Genomic DNA, 18,470 nt, shown 5'->3' on the forward strand with positions numbered 1-18,470 from the left:
CCTATTGTAATAACAGAAATTATTACAAATGTAATTATTAAGTTAATTATCTTATAATATGTATTATATAATCTCATAATAGTTCCCCTTATTATTTCATACTATAATTGTATTATAACTATTATTAATCCATACCATTTAATAACAATATAATTTCCTAGATAGCAAAAAAGTAGGATGTTTATAACATCCTACCTCTTAAATACCAATAATAAAAGTTAAATAATAAAATACCACTATTGAATTAAATAATATAGAATCAAATCTATCTAAAATTCCACCGTGTCCTGGTATTAAATTGCTATAATCCTTAATACCAACATATCTCTTTATTGATGAAGCTACTAAATCACCAAACTGTCCCATGATTCCACATAAGGTTCCTATTAAAAAGAAATGAATTACTTGCACTTCAGAAACATAAGAAGAAACAATAATACCAAATATTCCACAACCTAATGCACTTCCTAATAATCCACCTATTGATCCAGCTATAGTTTTCTTAGGACTAACTTCTGGGCACAGCTTTCTTTTCCCTAAGTACTTCCCTGAATAATAAGCTGCTGTATCGCATATCCAAGATCCAATAAATATAAGCCAAACTAAAAACTGTCCTGATGGTTTATCATTAACCAATGGAATAAAGCTAAATAACATTCCTACATATAAAAATCCTATAAGAGTTATTGCCACATCTATAAAAGTATATTTTAAATTAACTACTGGAATTATTAATAAAAATACAGTAGCTAATACAATAATATACATAATATATTCAAAGTTATTTTCTAATAGATAAAATAATGCTAAGAGTAAATATCCAACCATAGGAATTGGATTGAAATTTTTTTCTCTAACTGCTTTATAAAACTCATATAATCCAGCTATAGAAAGAATTATTGTAAATCCCTTAAGATAAATACCTCCTAAGAATATGAAAAGTATAAACGGAGCTATCATAGCCGCTCCTATATATCTGCTATTTAATTTCATTTCTCCACCTCAAATACTATACTCCACCATATCTTCTGTCTCTATGTTGATAATCATATATGGCTTTTTGTAAGTGTTCTTCCTTAAAATCAGGCCAGCAAACGTTAGAATACCAAAACTCAGAATATGCACATTGCCATAATAAAAAGTTGCTAATTCTTTGCTCTCCTGAAGGTCTTATAATTAAATCAGGATCGGGTATATTTTTAGTATATAAATAATTCTCAAATACTTTTTCATCTATATTTTCAATCTTTATGTTATCAGATTTCACTTCTTCACATAATAACTTAACTGCTCTAATAATTTCATCTCGTCCACCATAATTAAAAGCTATATTAAGTACTATACCAGTATTATTTTTAGTCACCTCAATAGCTTCTAAAACTTCACTTTGTGCTTCTTTTGGAAGTTTAGTTATATCACCTGAAATCTTAATTACAACTCCATTTTTATTTAATTCTGCTAATTCACTTCTTAAATATTCTACTAGTAATTTCATTAAAGCTGACACTTCTTCATCTGGTCTTTTCCAATTTTCAGTAGAAAATGCATATAAAGTTAAATACTTTATACCTAAAATATGCGACTCTTTTATTACTCTTCTTATTGTTTCTACACCTGCTTTATGCCCCATAGTTCTTGGTAATTTTCTTTTCTTTGCCCAGCGTCCATTTCCATCCATAATTATAGCTATATGCTTGGGTATATTATTTTGGTCTAAAACTATTTCTTTATTTTCTTTTTTCTTTTTACTAGTTTTAAAAACATCTAACATAACTTCATGTTCCCTCCACCATTTGATATGGAAAAAAACCTGCTAAAAGGCAGGTTTTAAATTGACATAATCTCTTTTTCTTTTGCCGTAATTAACGTATCTACTTCCTTAACGTAAGTATCTATTATTTTTTGAACTTTTTCTTCTGAGTTCTTAAGTTCATCTTCTGTTATTTCTCCATCTTTTTTTAGAGCTTTAATTTTATCATTTGCTTCTCTTCTTATAGATCTTAAAGCAACTTTGGCATCTTCACCAGTCTTTTTAACAACTTTAACTAAATTTTTTCTTGTTTCTTCTGTTAATTCTGGAACTACTAATCTAATAACACTACCATCATTTGAAGGATTTATTCCTAAGTCTGAAACTAAAATAGCTTTTTCAATTTCTTTCATTAAGCTTTTTTCCCAAGGCGAAATTACTAATACTCTTGGCTCTGGAGCTGAAATATTAGCAACTTGACTTAATGGACATGGGCTTCCATAATAATCAACTTTAATTCTATCTAACATTGTTGGGTTAGCTCTACCAGCTCTTAAAGTTGATAAATCAGATTTTAATACTGAAATAGTTTTTTTCATTTTATCTTCTGCTTTTACAATAATGTCTTTAATCATAATAACCTCCTATTTTTTAGATGAAACTAAAGTTCCTATTTTTTCTCCAGAAATTGCTTTCTTTATATTTCCTGGTTCTTCTAATCCAAATACTAAGATTGGAATATTATTATCCATACATAAAGATGTCGCAGTTGAATCCATAACTTGTAATCCTTTTTCAAGAACTTCTATATAAGTAAGTGTATCATACTTTTTAGCATCCTTATACTTATATGGATCTTTATCATAAACTCCATCAACTTTTTTTGCCAATAATATTACATCTGCTTCAATTTCAGCTGCTCTTAAAGCTGCTGTAGTATCAGTTGAAAAATAAGGATTTCCTGTACCCGCTGCAAAAATTACAACTCTTCCTTTTTCTAAGTGTCTAACAGCTCTTCTTCTTATAAAAGGTTCTGCTATTTCTTTCATTTCTATAGCTGTTTGAACTCTAGTCATTACTCCATTTTGTTCAAGAGAATCTTGAAGAGCTAAAGCATTAATACAAGTAGCTAACATACCCATATGATCAGCTTGTGATCTATCCATACCTTCACCACTTCTACCTCTCCATATATTTCCTCCACCAACTACTAACCCAACTTCAACTCCCATATTAACTAAGTCTTTAACTTCTAAAGTAATTCTTTTTATAATATCAAAGTCAAATCCAAATCCATTTACTCCTGCTAAAGCTTCGCCAGAAACCTTAAGTATAACTCTTTTATATTGACATTTATCCATTCTTAGTACCTCCATATATATAAGTTATTTCCTAAAAAAGGAGAACACAATATGTGCCCTCCTTTGTATTATTTACTCATCTTAGCTACTTCTTCAGCGAAGTTATCTTCTACTTTTTCGATACCTTCTCCTCTTTCGAATCTTACAAACTTATTGATAGTTATAGGAGAACCAACTTCCTTTGATTTTTCTTGAAGGTATTTGCTTATGCTCTTATCGCCATCTTTTACCCAAGCTTGATCTAAAAGACATACTTCTTTGTAGTATTTTTGAATTCTTCCCATTACCATTTTTTCTACTATGTTTTCTGGTTTTCCTTCGTTTAAAGCTTGAACTCTATAGATTTCTTTTTCCTTTTCTAAAGCTTCTGTATCAACATCTTCTCTGCTTAAGAATGATGGGTTAGCAGCAGCAACTTGCATACAAACATCTTTAGCTACTTCTTTTAATACAGCAGTATTGTCAGCTTCACAGTTTAATTCTACTACAACACCGATTCTTCCGCCACCGTGAATATAGCTTTCAACTACTCCACTTGCAACGTTGAATTTTTCAAATCTTCTTACAGTCATGTTTTCACCTAATTTAGCTATTAAAGCTGTTAGTGCTTCTGAAACTGTATTTTCAGCATCATATTTTTCAGCAACAAATTCTTCTACTGTAGAAGCTGAAGTTGTTGATGCCATTTCAGCTAATCTATTAGCAAAGTTTACAAATTCTTCATTAGCAGCAACGAAGTCTGTTTCACAGTTTAACTCAACTATACCAGCTGATTTGCTATCTTCTGATATATAAGTCTTTACTATACCTTCTGCAGCAACTCTTCCTGCTTTTTTAGCAGCGGCAGCAAGACCCTTTTCTCTTAATATTTCAACAGCTTTTTCCATATCTCCTTGAGCTTCTGTTAAAGCTTTTTTGCAGTCCATCATTCCTGCACCAGTTTTTTCTCTTAATTCTTTAACTGATTGAGCAGTTATCATAACGTTAATTCCTCCTAACTTATTGTAAACCTTATTATCTAGGTTAAAAGGTAAATGAGAAAACTCACCTACCTTCTTTTTATTTTATTATTCAGCTAATTGTTCGCCTTGTCTTGCTTCGATTATACCATCAGCAATTTTTGCAGTTATTAATTTAACAGCTCTTATTGCATCATCATTTCCTGGAATTACATAATCTACTTCTTCTGGATCACAGTTAGTATCTACGATACCTACAACTGGTATTCCTAAAATTTTAGCTTCTGAAATAGCATTCTTTTCTTTTCTTGGATCAACTACGAATATAGCTCCAATATTATTAGAATCTAAGTTCTTGATTCCGCCTAAGTTCTTTTCTAACTTTTCCATTTCACCTTTTAATTTAATTACTTCTTTCTTTGGTAAAACATCGAAAGTTCCATCTTCTTCCATAGTCTTTAAAGCTTCTAATCTATTAATTCTAGTTTTAATAGTTTTGAAGTTAGTTAACATTCCACCTAACCATCTATTATTAACGAAGTGCATGTTTGATCTTATTGCTTCTTCTTGAATAGCTTCTTGAGCTTGCTTCTTAGTTCCTACAAATAAGATATCTTTTCCTTCAGCTGCTACTTCTTTAATGAATTCGTAAGCTTCATCTACTTTTTTAACTGTTTTTTGAAGATCTATTATATATATTCCATTTCTTTCTGTGAATATATAAGGAGCCATCTTAGGGTTCCATCTTCTTGTTTGGTGTCCAAAGTGTACACCTGCTTCTAATAATTGTTTCATTGATATAACTGCCATTTTCTACCTCCTGGTTATTTCCTCCATTATCTTCTTATAAAGATTCCTATTTAGGCACCAACTTTATAAATTGGATAATGTGTGTATTTCTTACCTTTGTTAGTATAACATAAGGTTATTATAGTGGCAACATTTTTTTATATAAAAGATAATTTTACTTTATAAATATTTTCTTAATATAAAAAACGTTAAATCACTTAAGTGATTTAACGTTTTTATTTTATGTTAATTAATCTTTTTTAATTCATCAAGTAACTTTTCATTTAATATTTTAATGTGAGTTCCCTTCATTCCAAGAGATCTTGATTCTATAACACCAGCACTTTCAAACTTTCTTAAAGCATTTACTATAACACTTCTTGTTATCCCAACTTTATCTGCAATTTTAGAAGCAACTAGTAATCCTTCATTTCCGTCTAGTTCTCCAAAAATATGTTCTACTGCTTCAAGTTCAGAATAAGATAATGTTCCAATAGCAAGTTGAACTACTGCTTTTTTTCTAGCTTCTTCTTCTATTTCAACTTGTTTAGCTCTTAATATTTCAAGACCAACTATAGTTGCACTATATTCTGCTAAAACTAGATCATCATCAGTAAAATATTCTCCAAATCTTGCAAGAATTAAAGTACCTAATCTTTCTCTATTACCCATTATAGGAACTATAGTAGTTATTTTATCTTCCAACTTGCAGTTTCCTTCATCTTCAAAGAAACATAATCCTTCATTAGATAAATTAGCTACAGTTTCGTGAATATTTAATAAATTTTCATTATAGTCTTTTGGAAATCTCTTTTCTTCAACTACTTGTTTTTTCATGACATCACATTCAAAACTTTTTGATAATGCATATCCAAGTACTTTTCCTTTTCTACTTGTTACATATACATTACATGATAAAACATCACTTAATAAATCGCATATATCTTCAAAAGCTACTGGATCTGTTCCTGATTTTTGTAATATCTTATTTAACATTCTTGTTTTATTTAATAATGCTGACATTCAACTTCCTCCTATAATATAAACCATAATTTTTAGAAAATTTCAAATTATATAAATTTTCCAAAAACATCTCCATTACCTATTAAGTCTATCATAGGCCATTTTTATTTTCAACAAATTTCTTACTATTTTCGACATTGCTTTATAAAATTTATATATTTTAACACATTATCAAGCTGTAATCAGTTTCTTTTTTTTATTCCTCATTATTTTCCTTAGTTATAGTAACAATTTTGTTACAATTACTATCGGAACACTGAGCATAATTCCCTTTAGTTTTACTATATTTTAACACCATGTAATTTCCGCATTCTGGACACTTATCCTTTAAAGGTTCATTCCAACTTACAAAATCACAACTTGGATAATTTGCACATCCAAAAAACTTCTTACCTTTTTTACTTTTTTTAGCTAGAATTTTTCCACCACATTTTGGACATGGTGCATCAATTTCTTCCACAATAGGTTTAGCATTTTTACATTCTGGATATCCTGGGCAAGCCAAGAATTTACCGTATCTTCCATGCTTAATAACCATCATTCTACCACACTTATCACATGGGACATCACTAACTTCATCTTCAATTACAACCTTAGATATTTCCTTTTCCGCTTTCTCTAAAGCTGTTTTTAATGGACTGAAAAACTCTCCTACAACTTTTCTCCACTCTTCTTGCCCTTCTTCAATATGATCTAAATTTTTCTCCATATCTGCAGTAAATTCTACATCTACAATTTGTTCAAAATAGTCGCTCATTATATTATTAACAATAAAACCAAGCTCTGTAGGAACTAAATTTTTCTTTTCTCTATTTACATAATCTCTACTTAATAACACTGATATAGTAGGAACATAAGTACTTGGTCTTCCTATCCCTTTTTCCTCTAACAATTTAACAAAAGATGCTTCACTATATCTTGCTGGTGGCTGAGTAAAATGTTGTTTTGCTTCTATATTTACTTTGCTTAACTCATCATTTTCTTTTAATACAGGTAATGACACATCTTCATTGTCTTCTTCTGTTAAATATTCATAAAGCTTCATAAATCCATCAAATTTAACAGTAGATCCATTTGCCTTAAACTTATAATTACCATTTAATATTTCAATACTATTTGTATTTAATTCACATGAAGCCATTTGACTTGCCATAAATCTGTTCCAAATTAATGTATATAACTTATATTGTTCTGGAGATAAAGATTTCTTTGCAATTTCTGGTGTTATTTCAATAACAGATGGTCTAATTGCTTCATGTGCATCTTGGATATTTTTCTTTCCTTTATATACTCTAGGTTTATTTGGAGCGTATTCACTTCCAAAATTATCATTTATAAATTCTAATGCTTTTCCTTGTGCTTCATCAGAGATTCTAACAGAATCTGTTCTCATATAAGTAATTAAACCAACAGTTCCATACCCCTTAACTTCTACACCTTCATATAGCACTTGGGCTATAGACATAGTCCTTTTCGTCATAAAATTTAATTTTTTTGACGCTTCTTGTTGTAAAGTACTTGTAGTAAAAGGAGGCAACGGATTTTTAATTTTAGTTCCTTTTTTTACTTTAGAAACTATAAAGCTATTCTTATTTAATTCTTCAATAATTTTATCACTTTCATCTTTAGTGCTTATTTCAACTTTCTTACCATTGTAATGTGTTAACTTAATAGGAAACTTCTTTCTATCTTTTGTTGCTATACAGTCAACAGTCCAATACTCTTTAGGTATAAACTTTTTAATTTCCTCTTCTCTATCACAAATAAGTTTTAAAGCTGCTGATTGTACTCTACCAGCACTTAGTCCCCACTTTACATTTTTCCATAATATTGGACTTATTTCATATCCAACTAATCTATCTAATATTCTTCTAGCTTGTTGTGCATCTACTAAATTATTATTTATTTGTCTAGCTTCTTTAATAGAAGCTTTTACAGCATTTTTAGTTATTTCATTAAAAACTATTCTACATTTTTTATCTTCTGGTATTTTTAATATATTAGCTAAATGCCAGGATATTGCTTCACCCTCACGATCAGGGTCAGTTGCAAGATAAACTTTGTCAGCTTTTTTTGCTGCTTTTTTTAATTTAGCAATTAAGTCCCCTTTTCCCCTTATTGTTATATACTTAGGGTTAAAATTATCTTCTATATCTACTCCTAATTTACTTTTAGGTAAATCTCTTACGTGTCCCATTGATGCTTCAACTGTATAATTTTTACCAAGATATTTCCCTATAGTCTTAGCCTTTGCTGGCGATTCCACTATTACAAGATTCTGTCCCATATATAAAACTCCATTTTATTTTTGGAGTTACACCCCCTTTGATTTATATTGATTTAGCATAAAAATTGCCTGGAAGGCAAATAATTTCATTTCTATTTTGCATTTCAAATAATAACTCAAACAATACCTTCCTGTCAACATTTACAGAATTTAATATATCATCTAAATGCTTAGGTTCACTATTTATAACCTGTAATAACTCTATTTTAGAACTATTTTTATTGATTTCTATTTTATATTCTTTTTTAATACTAAAAAAATCGTATAAATCATCTATTTCAGTAAATGGCTTAGCTCCGTCCCTTATTAATTTATTACATCCAGAACTATTTCCATTAATAATAGGACCTGGTACTGCCATTATATCCTTTCCAAGTTCTAATGCAAAATTTACAGTAATTAAGCTTCCACTTTTATCTGTTGCTTCTATTATAACTAATTTACTACTTATAGCACTAATTATTCTATTTCTTCTTGGAAAATTATATGCCATTGGTGGAGTTTTAGGTAAATATTCAGATATAATAAGTCCATCATTTTTAACTATTTCTTCATATAAAAACTTATTATTTTTAGGATAAATAACATCTATTCCGCATCCCAATACACCTATGGTTTTTCCCCTATAATTTATAGCACTTTTTTGAGCTATAGAATCTATTCCTGCCGCTAATCCACTAACTACAGTTATATTATTTTCACTTAATTCCTTCCCTATTATCTTTGCTATCTCCGCTCCATAGTTAGTACATTTTCTTGCACCTATTATCCCTCCTAAACTCCCTTTTAATAAATCTAAATTTCCCTTATAAAATAATACATAAGGAGGTTCATGAAGATGATTTAAAATATCTGGATATTCTTTAGAATTAATAGTAATATATCCGATACCATTATTATTTGTATACTTATTAAATTCAATAATTTTTTCATCAGTTAATTCAGTTAGATTTATATCTCTTAATTCTTTTATTTTGTCTTTATTTTTTCTTATATCTTCTTCTTTTTTATATTTTTTTATTAAATTAACTTTCTTTTCATTAGATAGCTTTAATAAAATAAACCATAGTTCATCATAATTCATCAAAATACCTCCTATATAATTTCACCTTCTATATTCTTTCTATATCCTAGAGCTTCAAATATATGATATTCACATATTTTCTCTTTATTATCTAAATCAGCTATAGTACGAGAAACTTTCAAAATTTTATCATATCCTCTCATACTTAAATCAAACTTCTCATAATAGCTAGATAATAATATTCTAGCTGAATTATCTATATTAAATAAAGCATCTATATCTTTTCCTCTTACTTCAGAGTTATAATTATATCTGCTTTCTCTAAATCTATATTTTTGTATTTCTCTTGCATTTATAACTCTTTCTCTCATTTGTTTAGAACTTAAGTTATCACTTTTTTTATTTATATCTTCACATTTTAGCTTTGGTACATAATTTAAAAGATCTATTCTGTCCAATAATGCTCTTGAAAGCCTTGCCATATATCTTTTTCTTTCCCATTCACTACAAACACATTTATTATCACCACCAAACCCCAAATACTGGCCGCAGGGACAAGGATTACATGCTGCTATCAAAAGAAAATTAGATGGTAATTTATAAGTTCCATTAATTCTATTAATATTAATCACTTTTTCTTCCAAAGGTTCTCTTAAAACCTCTAACACATCTCTTTTAAATTCTAAAATCTCATCTAAAAACAATACTCCATTATGTGCTAATGTTATTTCACCAGCCTTAACTTCCTTTCCCCCTCCAACTAAAGCAGTTTTAGTTATTGTATTATGAGGAGACCTAAAGGGTCTTGTTATTCTATTTTCTCCAAGAAACAAACCAGAAGCACTATATATTTTAGCTATTTCTATTTCTTCATTATAATTAAGTGGTGGCATTATTGAAGGTAAAGCTTTAGCTAGCATAGTTTTACCGGATCCTGGAGCTCCATATAAAAGAACATTATGCCTTCCAGCAGCTGAAATTTCCATAACTCTTTTAGAAGTTTTAAGTCCTACAACTTCTCCAAAATCAAATACACTTTCTTCATCAAATTCTTTTTCTTCATTAAATATATATGGTAATAAATCTTTGTTTTCAATAAAAGATATAACTTCATTTAAATTTCTAAAAGGATAAAAATTTCCTACATTAAAATATCTAAGCTCTCTCAAATTGCTTAAGGGAAATATAAAATTGTTTTTTTTCATATTTTCACCTTGAAATACAATTGGAAGAATACCCTTTATTTCTTTTAAATCTCCTCCCAAAGAAAGTTCTCCAAAAACAATAAAATCATTTAAATCCGTATTCTTAATTTGATTTGATTTCATTAAAATTCCTAAAGCTATAGGTAAATCTAATAATGATCCTATTTTCTTTATATCAGCTGGGGCTAAATTTATTGTTATTCTTCCTAGTGGAAATTCATATCCACTATTAACTATAGCCGATCTAACTCTTTCCCTTGATTCCTTTATAGAAGTATCCGGTAAACCTACTATGCTAAAACTTGGCATTCCTTTATTAATATCTACTTCAACTGTTATAAGCATTCCATCTAAAGCATTATTTGTTGCACTTATAATTTCTATCGACAAATCACTCACCTCTTTAAAGATTATTGACCATAAGAATTATTTATTAATCATAAATATATGAATTTTTTATATTATTATAGTCAATATTTAAAAAGGGTGATTTTATGAAAAAATATAATAAAGATATTGGTAACTATGGAGAAAGTTTAGCATTAGAATTTTTAAAGAAAAATAATTATGATATTATTTGTAGAAATTTTAGAACTAGAAATGGAGAAATAGATATAATATGTAAATTCAAAGATATTATAGTTTTTATAGAAGTAAAAAGTAGGTATAGCTATACCTTTGGATTACCAAATGAAGCTGTTACCTACTTAAAACAAAAACAAATAATTAGTATGTCTAAATATTTTTTAATTAAAAATAAATTATTTAATTATAATTGTAGATTTGATGTTATAGAAATTTATTTTAATAAAAATAATAATTTATATGATATAAATCATTTAAAAGATGCTTTTAGGTTATATTAAAATATTATAATATATTTTTCAAGAATGACATTCTGTGTATTTTACATGGTCCATATTCTTTTATTCCTTCTATATGTTTAGTTGTACCATAACCAGCATTTTCTTCAAAAGCATAATAAGGATATTCCTTTGAATATTCCTTCATTAAATTATCTCTATAAACCTTAGCCAATATAGATGCTGCAGCTATAGATGCTGATTTTGCATCTCCTTTAATTACAGATTTATTTTCTATATTTATCCCTTTAACTAAATATCCATCTGACAAAACTAAATCTGGTTTTATGGACATAGAATTACATGCTTCTAAAAATATCTGGTTATTACAAAATGCTATTCCATTTTTATCAATTTCATTACTTGATTTTTCTGCTATATAGTAAGCTAATGCTTTATCCTTAATTTCTTTTGCTAATTCCTCTCTTTTCTTTTCTGATAATTTCTTTGAATCATTTAGCCAAAGAATTAACTCATCATCTAATACATTTAAATCTAAAATAACAGCACATGCAACAATAGGTCCTGCTAAAGGTCCACGACCAACCTCATCTACACCTGCTACATATGTATAATTTCCAAATCCTTTATCAAAATTATACATTTTTTTTACTCTTTCACACTCAAGTTTTATCTTTTCTCTTTCTTTTTTTATTTTTTCACTTAATGCTTTAACATTTTTTCTATTATCTAAAGCTAATTTATCAATTAAATATACAAGTTCTGCATTATTTCTTTCTTCTTTTATATTTATCTTATCTACAAAACTTTTTATATCTTTATAACTTAAACTCTCAATATTAATATTTAATAATTCCATACTATTCCTCAATTTCTTCATTTGGATGTTCTAATGAAATATTTCCTATTTTTCCACCTCTAAATTCATCTAATAAAATTACTGCAATTCTATTATAATCTATTTCGCCGCCTTTAATTAAACATCCTCTTTTTCTTGCAATGCTATTCAGTGTCTCAAGAGGATCTTCATTAACATCATCTATTTTATATCTTTCTATCAAATTAGCTTTATAATATTCCTGTAGTCTCTTGACTAAATTAAAAGATAATTCCTCAATATCCATAATTTCATCTTTTATTGCACCTGTAAAAGCAAGGTTAAGAGCTGTTTTTTCATCTTCAAATTTAGGCCATAAAACTCCTGGAGTATCTAGCATTTCAATATCCATTTTAGTCTTTATCCATTGTTTGCTCTTTGTAACACCTGGTCTATCCCCTGTTTTAGCTATATTATTCTTTGCCATTTTATTTATAAATGTAGATTTTCCTACGTTAGGTATACCAACTACCATAACTCTCATTTGAATTTTTACTAATCCCTTAGCTTTTAATCTATCATGCTTTTCCTTTAGTAATAAATCTAATGTAGGTTTTATTTGATTTAATCCCTTCCCTGTTAAACAATTCACCTCTAAAACTTTAACATTTTCTGAAGATAAATGATTGATCCACATTTTAGTTACTTTATTTTCCGATAAATCACTTTTGTTTAAAAGTATTATTCTAGGTTTTCCTTCACAAAGTTTATCTATATCAGGGTTGGCTGAACTTCTTGGTATTCTTGCATCTCTAATTTCTATTACCGCATCTACTAATTTTAAATTTTCCTTAATTTCTCTTTGAGTTTTTTTCATATGCCCTGGAAACCAGTTTATTTTACCCATATTAATTCCTCCGTATTAAATATTTAATCATAGTTATGTATAAATTTTATTATATAAATATTGTTTAATTCAAATAAAAATAATGCTATATAAGTTTGCTTTTTTAGTAGCCTTAGCTCCAAGTCATAACAATCTTATATAGCATACTTAAAAGATAAATGAAGTAAATTAAAAATAGTTAATATACATAAAAACTTTTTATAATTTCCTATATATTAAAGAAAAAGGGACTTAAAAAAGTCCCTTACTTAATCATCAGATTATTATCTAACGTTTAATTCTTTAACTTTAGCAGCCTTACCTACTCTATCTCTTAAGTAGAATAACTTAGCTCTTCTAACTTTACCTTTTCTTACTACTTCCATTCTATCAATGCTTGGAGCGTTCATTGGGAAAGTTCTTTCTACTCCAGTTCCGTAAGCAACTCTTCTTACAGTGAAAGTTTCTCTTAATCCACCGTTTTGCTTCTTAATAACTGTTCCTTCAAACATTTGGATTCTTTCTCTTGATCCTTCTTTGATCTTAACATAAACTTTAACAGTGTCTCCAACGTTGAAGTTTGGTAGATCATTTCTTAATTGTTCTGCTTCTATAGCTCTTATTATTTCGTTCATTGTGTAGTCCCTCCTTAAATTTTTATTAGACGTTCTTAACAAGTTCTTGACAGAGGACCGCCCGTACTAACACAAAGGTAATTCTAACATAATTAATATTATTATTCAATATTTTATTTATATTTTTCTAATATTTTTTTATCTTCTTTACTCAAGATAATTTTATCATATAAATCTTTTCTTCTTTCCTTTGTCAGAATTAAAGATTGTGCTCTTCTCCATTTTCTTATATTCTCATGATGCCCAGAAAGTAAAACCTGCGGAACCTTTTCTCCCTCAAATTCTTCAGGTCTTGTATACTGAGGATATTCAAGTAACCCTTCTGAAAATGATTCATCTTCATAGCTCTCTTCTTTTCCTAAAACTCCATTTCTTAATCTTAAAATAGAATCCACCACTGGAATAGCTGCCATTTCTCCACCTGTTAATATAAAATCCCCTAAAGATATTTCTAAATCTATGTACTTATAGACTCTTTCATCTATACCTTCATAATGTCCACATACAAAAATAAGCTCTTCTTCTTTTGCTAATTCCATTGCCATTTTTTGATTAAAAGTTTTTCCTCTTGGCCCTAAGAAGATAACTTTTCCCTTATTTTCTTTCTTACAGTGTCTTATAGAATCTACAAGAGGCTGAGGAGTCATTACCATTCCCGCTCCTCCTCCATAAGGATAATCATCTACTTTTTTATGTTTATTTAATGTGAAATCTCTAATATTTATAGGTGAAATTTCTACAATTCCCTTGTCCTTAGCTTTTCCAATTATACTATGATTAAAAATATCAAACATTTCAGGAAATAATGTAAGAATATTAATCTTCATCTTGCCATTCTCCTACAGGTTTTATGATTATTTTTTTATTTTCAACATCAATATCTGTAACTATATCTAAAAGTACAGGTATTAAAAGTTCTTTAGGCTTTCTAATCCAGTATACATCATTGTTTTTTGTTTGAATTACATCATAAATTTTCCCTAAGTCTTTTCCTTCAGTATCATATACATTACATCCTATTATATCTGCAATATAATAAGTATCTTCTTCTAAAGGAACTGCATACTCTCTTGGAATTTCCATATATTTATTTTTATATTTTTCAGCTTCCTCAATAGAATTAATCCCTTCCACTTTAACAATAACTCTATCCTTTTGATATTTACAACCTTCTATATTTCTCTTTATTCCATCTATAAGAACAAATTCTAATTCATTATATCTTTTAGGATCATCTGTTAATGGTATTACTTTAACTTCTCCTTTTAATCCATGAGTATTAACTATTTTACCAACTCTTAAAATTTCCTTCATATTGCACCTCTTATCTTTATTATATATTGTATATAAACAAATAATATATTTCATTTGTTACCTAATTAGTATTTCAAAATTTATTATTTTGCATATTAATATTTCTAATATTTCCATTTTCATTATATAGACACATTAGAAGTATTACAACCTCCTAATAAAAATATACTTATAATCTTAATTAAAAAGAGTTAGGATTACCCTAACTCTTCTTATCAATAATTTCAACTACTACTTTTTTATCTTCTCTCATGGCTGCTGCTTTTACAACAGTTCTAATAGCCTTTGCTATTCTTCCCTGTTTGCCTATTACTTTTCCCATATCTGCAGGAGCAACCTTTAGTTCCAGAATAATTGATTGCTCTCCTTGTATTTCATTTACATGAACTTCATTTGGATTATCCACAAGGGATTTAGCTATACCTTCAATTAATTCCTTCATAAACACCTGTAATTATATTTAATTACAGAGTTCACCTCCTAAAAATTACTTATTTAGTCCTGCTTGAGTAAATAGTCTCTTAACTACATCTGTTGGTTGAGCTCCATTTTGAACCCATTTAGTAGCTTTTTCTTCGTTGATTTTGATTTCAGCTGGTTCAGTTAAAGGATTGTAGTATCCAATTTCTTCGATGAATCTACCATCTCTTGGTGCTCTTGAATCAGCAACAACTATTCTATAGAAAGGAGCTTTCTTAGCACCCATTCTTCTTAATCTGATTTTTACTGCCATGTTTTTCACCTCCTTCAAAAAATACTATTTATTTTAACTCATAAAAGGTAATTTACCAAAGAATCCTTTTTTAGATTTCTTTTGAAAAGATTTCATTTGTTTCATTTGCTTTCTCATCATATCAAAGCCCTTAATGAGTTTATTAACATCTTGTAGTGAAGTACCTGATCCCTTAGCAATTCTTTTCTTTCTTGAAGAAGAACCTGCTATAAGCTTTGGATTTCTTCTTTCTTTAGGTGTCATAGAATATATTATAGATTTAACTTTATTTAATTCTTTTTCACCAGCATCGAAATCTATATCTTTTGCTTCTTTTGGTAATCCAGGTATCATTTCAATTATCTTGCTTAAAGATCCAAGTTTTTTCATTTGTTCCATTGCGCTTAAATAATCTTCATAAGTAAAATCATTTTCTAGCATCTTGGCACTTAGTTCTTTAGCTTCATTATCGTCAAAGGCTTGCTGAGCTTTTTCTATTAATGAAAGGACATCGCCCATTCCTAATATTCTTGAAGCCATTCTATCTGGATAGAAAACTTCAAAATCGCTCATTTTTTCGCCTACACCAATATATTTAATTGGTTTTTCAGTAATATGTCTTATTGATAAAGCTGCTCCACCTCTAGTATCACCATCAAGTTTAGTTAAAATAACACCAGAAACATCTAATATATTATTAAAGCTTTCAGCAACATTAACTGCATCTTGACCTGTCATAGAATCTACAACAAGTAGTATTTCTTGAGGTTTAACTTCTTCTTTTATAGATTTTAATTCATCCATAAGAGTTTCATCTATATGAAGTCTACCAGCTGTATCTATTATTATTACATTATTTCCATTTTCCCTTGCGTGAGCTATTCCTGCTTTTGCTATATCAACTGGATTAACCTTATCACCCATTTGGAAAACTGGAATATCAATCTGCTTTCCAACTACCTCTAATTGTTTTATAGCTGCTGGTCTATATATATCGCAGGCTACTAATAGAGGCTTTTTATTTTGTTTTCTAAGTTGTAGTGCTAGCTTCCCACTCATTGTGGTCTTACCTGCCCCTTGCAGACCAACCATCATTATTACAGTTGGACCTACAGAGTTAAAGTTTAATTTACTTTCACTACCTCCCATAAGTTCAGTAAGTTCTTCGTTAACTATTTTTATAACCTGTTGCGCTGGAGTTAAGCTTTCTAAAACTTCATCACCAACACACTTTTCGCTAACTCTAGAAATAAACTGCTTAACTACTTTAAAGTTAACATCAGCTTCTAGCAAAGCTAGTTTTACTTCCCTCATGGCTTCTTTTATATCTTTTTCAGTAAGCTTTCCTTTACCTCTAAGTTTTTTAAAAGCTTCCTGTAATTTATCGGATAAACCTTCAAAAGCCATATTAAACCCTCCTATGATTTTATAACTCTTCTAATATATTTTTATATTTATTATAATCTTCTGTGCTTAAAGAATATTTATCTTTTAAATCATTAAGAAGATTAATAATTATTTCTTCTTGCTTAAAACTTTTTTCAAGCAAATTAAGTTTCTCCTCATAGGATAGAAATTGTTTATAGCATCTCTTTATTAAATCATGGATAGCTTGACGACTTGTGTTATTCAATTCAGCAATTTCAGCTAAGGATAAATCCTCATTATAATAAAGCTCCATAATTTTATATTGTTTTTCAGTTAATAATGGCCCATATAAATCCATTAATAATGAAATCTCAACCCTATCTTCCATTTCATCACCTTACCCACAAAAGAGATTTTAACAAAACAACTCTATACTGTCAAGTACTTTTACTTAACACCCTATAAAAAATTTAAAATGTAAAATGTAGAATTAAGAATTATGGAAATAACTTAACTTTGCTAAGTTATGAATTTTAAGAAATTCAGATTCCTCTGAATTTCAACATAAATTTTTCATTCTTAATTCTTAATTTTTAATTTAGAATAGTGCTTCTGCAAAGCTTTCTGCATCAAATTCTTGTAAATCTTCTATTCCTTCTCCTACTCCTATATATCTAACTGGAATATTTAAAGTATTTTTTATAGATATTACAACTCCACCTTTTGCTGTTCCATCTAATTTAGTTAATATTATCCCATCTATAGGACATGCCTCCATAAATTGCTTTGCCTGTATCACTGCATTTTGTCCTGTTGTTGCATCTAAAACTAATAGAGTTTCTTTTGATGCCCCCTCAAATTCTCTATCTATTACTCTTCCTATCTTAGATAGTTCATCCATAAGATTTTTCTTATTATGAAGTCTACCTGCAGTATCACATATTAACAAATCTGTCTTTCTTGATTTAGCTGCATTAACAGCATCAAAAACTACTGCTGCAGGATCTGACCCTTCACTATGTTTTATTAAATCAACTCCAGCTCTCTCACTCCAAACTTCTAATTGATCTATAGCTGCTGCTCTAAATGTATCAGCTGCCGCAAGTAATACTCTCTTTCCTTCTGCTTTATTCTTTGCTGCAAGCTTTCCTATTGAAGTCGTCTTACCTACTCCATTTACACCAATTACTAACATAACTTTTTTACCATCTTCATTTGAATAAGCTTCAGTACCTTCAAGAAGCATATTTTTTATCACTTCTTTTAAAGCAGGATATACTTCACTAGGATCATTGATTTTTTCTTTTCTTATCTTAGCTTTTAATCTATCTATTATTTCTATAGTCGTATCCATACCAATATCAGACATTACCAGTATTTCTTCAAGTTCTTCATATAAATCATCATCTATTGTAATAGCTAACTTTAATGTTTCGTTTATTTTATCTGTTAGTGCATCCTTTGTTTTTGATAGACCTGTTTTTAAATTATCAAATATCTTTCCAAATATAGCCAT

21 protein-coding genes are annotated in these 18,470 nt (G+C 28.7%); 1 reads left to right on the forward strand and 20 read right to left on the reverse strand.

Annotated features, from left to right (window positions below; genetic code table 11):
* Positions 1-198: 198 nt before the first annotated feature.
* From H9660_RS02835 to H9660_RS02880, 10 genes are all read right to left on the reverse strand, one after another.
* Positions 199-993 carry a phosphatidate cytidylyltransferase gene (locus H9660_RS02835; RefSeq protein ID WP_191748349.1) on the reverse strand — a complete coding sequence of 265 codons (795 nt, stop codon included), beginning with the start codon at positions 991-993 and terminating at the stop codon, positions 199-201.
* Between the two features lie 16 nt (positions 994-1,009).
* Entirely contained in the window at positions 1,010-1,771 is a 762-nt protein-coding gene (locus H9660_RS02840; RefSeq protein ID WP_191748351.1) for an isoprenyl transferase, read from the reverse strand.
* 56 nt (positions 1,772-1,827) lie between these two features.
* Positions 1,828-2,385 carry a ribosome recycling factor gene (frr, locus tag H9660_RS02845; RefSeq protein ID WP_191748353.1) on the reverse strand — a complete coding sequence of 186 codons (558 nt, stop codon included), beginning with the start codon at positions 2,383-2,385 and terminating at the stop codon, positions 1,828-1,830.
* Positions 2,386-2,394: 9 nt separating this feature from the next.
* Positions 2,395-3,111, reverse strand: coding sequence for a UMP kinase (pyrH, locus tag H9660_RS02850; RefSeq protein WP_191748355.1), 717 nt, complete (start codon positions 3,109-3,111; stop codon positions 2,395-2,397).
* Between the two features lie 68 nt (positions 3,112-3,179).
* A complete protein-coding gene (gene tsf, locus H9660_RS02855; RefSeq protein ID WP_191748357.1) occupies positions 3,180-4,091 on the reverse strand; it encodes a translation elongation factor Ts in 912 nt (303 codons plus the stop codon).
* 87 nt (positions 4,092-4,178) lie between these two features.
* Positions 4,179-4,880 carry a 30S ribosomal protein S2 gene (gene rpsB / locus H9660_RS02860; protein ID WP_191748359.1) on the reverse strand — a complete coding sequence of 234 codons (702 nt, stop codon included), beginning with the start codon at positions 4,878-4,880 and terminating at the stop codon, positions 4,179-4,181.
* 225 nt (positions 4,881-5,105) lie between these two features.
* Complete coding sequence (gene codY, locus H9660_RS02865; protein ID WP_191748360.1) at positions 5,106-5,882, reverse strand: GTP-sensing pleiotropic transcriptional regulator CodY; 777 nt, start codon at positions 5,880-5,882, stop codon at positions 5,106-5,108.
* A gap of 196 nt (positions 5,883-6,078) precedes the next feature.
* A complete protein-coding gene (topA, locus tag H9660_RS02870) occupies positions 6,079-8,169 on the reverse strand; it encodes a type I DNA topoisomerase (protein ID WP_191748362.1) in 2,091 nt (696 codons plus the stop codon).
* A 43-nt stretch (positions 8,170-8,212) separates the two neighbouring features.
* Positions 8,213-9,253, reverse strand: coding sequence for a DNA-processing protein DprA (gene dprA, locus H9660_RS02875; RefSeq protein ID WP_191748364.1), 1,041 nt, complete (start codon positions 9,251-9,253; stop codon positions 8,213-8,215).
* A gap of 11 nt (positions 9,254-9,264) precedes the next feature.
* Positions 9,265-10,788, reverse strand: a complete 1,524-nt coding sequence (locus H9660_RS02880) for a YifB family Mg chelatase-like AAA ATPase (protein WP_191748366.1) — start codon at positions 10,786-10,788, stop codon at positions 9,265-9,267.
* A 104-nt stretch (positions 10,789-10,892) separates the two neighbouring features.
* Between H9660_RS02880 and H9660_RS02885 the strand changes: the two genes are divergently transcribed.
* A complete protein-coding gene (locus H9660_RS02885; protein ID WP_191748368.1) occupies positions 10,893-11,264 on the forward strand; it encodes a YraN family protein in 372 nt (123 codons plus the stop codon).
* A gap of 4 nt (positions 11,265-11,268) precedes the next feature.
* Here H9660_RS02885 and H9660_RS02890 read toward each other — a convergent pair whose 3' ends face one another.
* The 10 genes from H9660_RS02890 to ftsY all read right to left on the reverse strand — a co-directional run bounded on the left by H9660_RS02890 (position 11,269) and on the right by ftsY (position 18,464).
* On the reverse strand, positions 11,269-12,081 hold the full coding sequence (locus tag H9660_RS02890) for a ribonuclease HII (RefSeq protein ID WP_191748512.1): 813 nt from the start codon (positions 12,079-12,081) through the stop codon (positions 11,269-11,271).
* A gap of 1 nt (position 12,082) precedes the next feature.
* Complete coding sequence (gene ylqF, locus H9660_RS02895) at positions 12,083-12,946, reverse strand: ribosome biogenesis GTPase YlqF (RefSeq protein WP_191748370.1); 864 nt, start codon at positions 12,944-12,946, stop codon at positions 12,083-12,085.
* A gap of 263 nt (positions 12,947-13,209) precedes the next feature.
* On the reverse strand, positions 13,210-13,560 hold the full coding sequence (rplS, locus tag H9660_RS02900) for a 50S ribosomal protein L19 (RefSeq protein WP_191748373.1): 351 nt from the start codon (positions 13,558-13,560) through the stop codon (positions 13,210-13,212).
* A gap of 113 nt (positions 13,561-13,673) precedes the next feature.
* Positions 13,674-14,387 (reverse strand): tRNA (guanosine(37)-N1)-methyltransferase TrmD, encoded by a 714-nt coding sequence (gene trmD / locus H9660_RS02905; RefSeq protein WP_191748374.1) that lies wholly within the window; start codon positions 14,385-14,387, stop codon positions 13,674-13,676.
* Positions 14,377-14,874, reverse strand: coding sequence for a ribosome maturation factor RimM (gene rimM, locus H9660_RS02910; protein WP_191748376.1), 498 nt, complete (start codon positions 14,872-14,874; stop codon positions 14,377-14,379). The genes trmD and rimM overlap by 11 nt, the downstream gene beginning before the upstream one ends.
* 202 nt (positions 14,875-15,076) lie before the next feature.
* On the reverse strand, positions 15,077-15,316 hold the full coding sequence (locus H9660_RS02915) for a KH domain-containing protein (protein WP_066893819.1): 240 nt from the start codon (positions 15,314-15,316) through the stop codon (positions 15,077-15,079).
* A 45-nt stretch (positions 15,317-15,361) separates the two neighbouring features.
* On the reverse strand, positions 15,362-15,607 hold the full coding sequence (rpsP, locus tag H9660_RS02920; RefSeq protein WP_066893821.1) for a 30S ribosomal protein S16: 246 nt from the start codon (positions 15,605-15,607) through the stop codon (positions 15,362-15,364).
* A 33-nt stretch (positions 15,608-15,640) separates the two neighbouring features.
* Entirely contained in the window at positions 15,641-16,993 is a 1,353-nt protein-coding gene (ffh, locus tag H9660_RS02925; protein WP_191748378.1) for a signal recognition particle protein, read from the reverse strand.
* Positions 16,994-17,012: 19 nt separating this feature from the next.
* Positions 17,013-17,342 carry a putative DNA-binding protein gene (locus H9660_RS02930; protein ID WP_191748380.1) on the reverse strand — a complete coding sequence of 110 codons (330 nt, stop codon included), beginning with the start codon at positions 17,340-17,342 and terminating at the stop codon, positions 17,013-17,015.
* A 210-nt stretch (positions 17,343-17,552) separates the two neighbouring features.
* A complete protein-coding gene (ftsY, locus tag H9660_RS02935) occupies positions 17,553-18,464 on the reverse strand; it encodes a signal recognition particle-docking protein FtsY (protein WP_191748514.1) in 912 nt (303 codons plus the stop codon).
* Positions 18,465-18,470: the final 6 nt, after the last annotated feature.

This window comes from Clostridium gallinarum, from assembly GCF_014836325.1.
Classification (GTDB): domain Bacteria; phylum Bacillota; class Clostridia; order Clostridiales; family Clostridiaceae; genus Clostridium; species Clostridium gallinarum.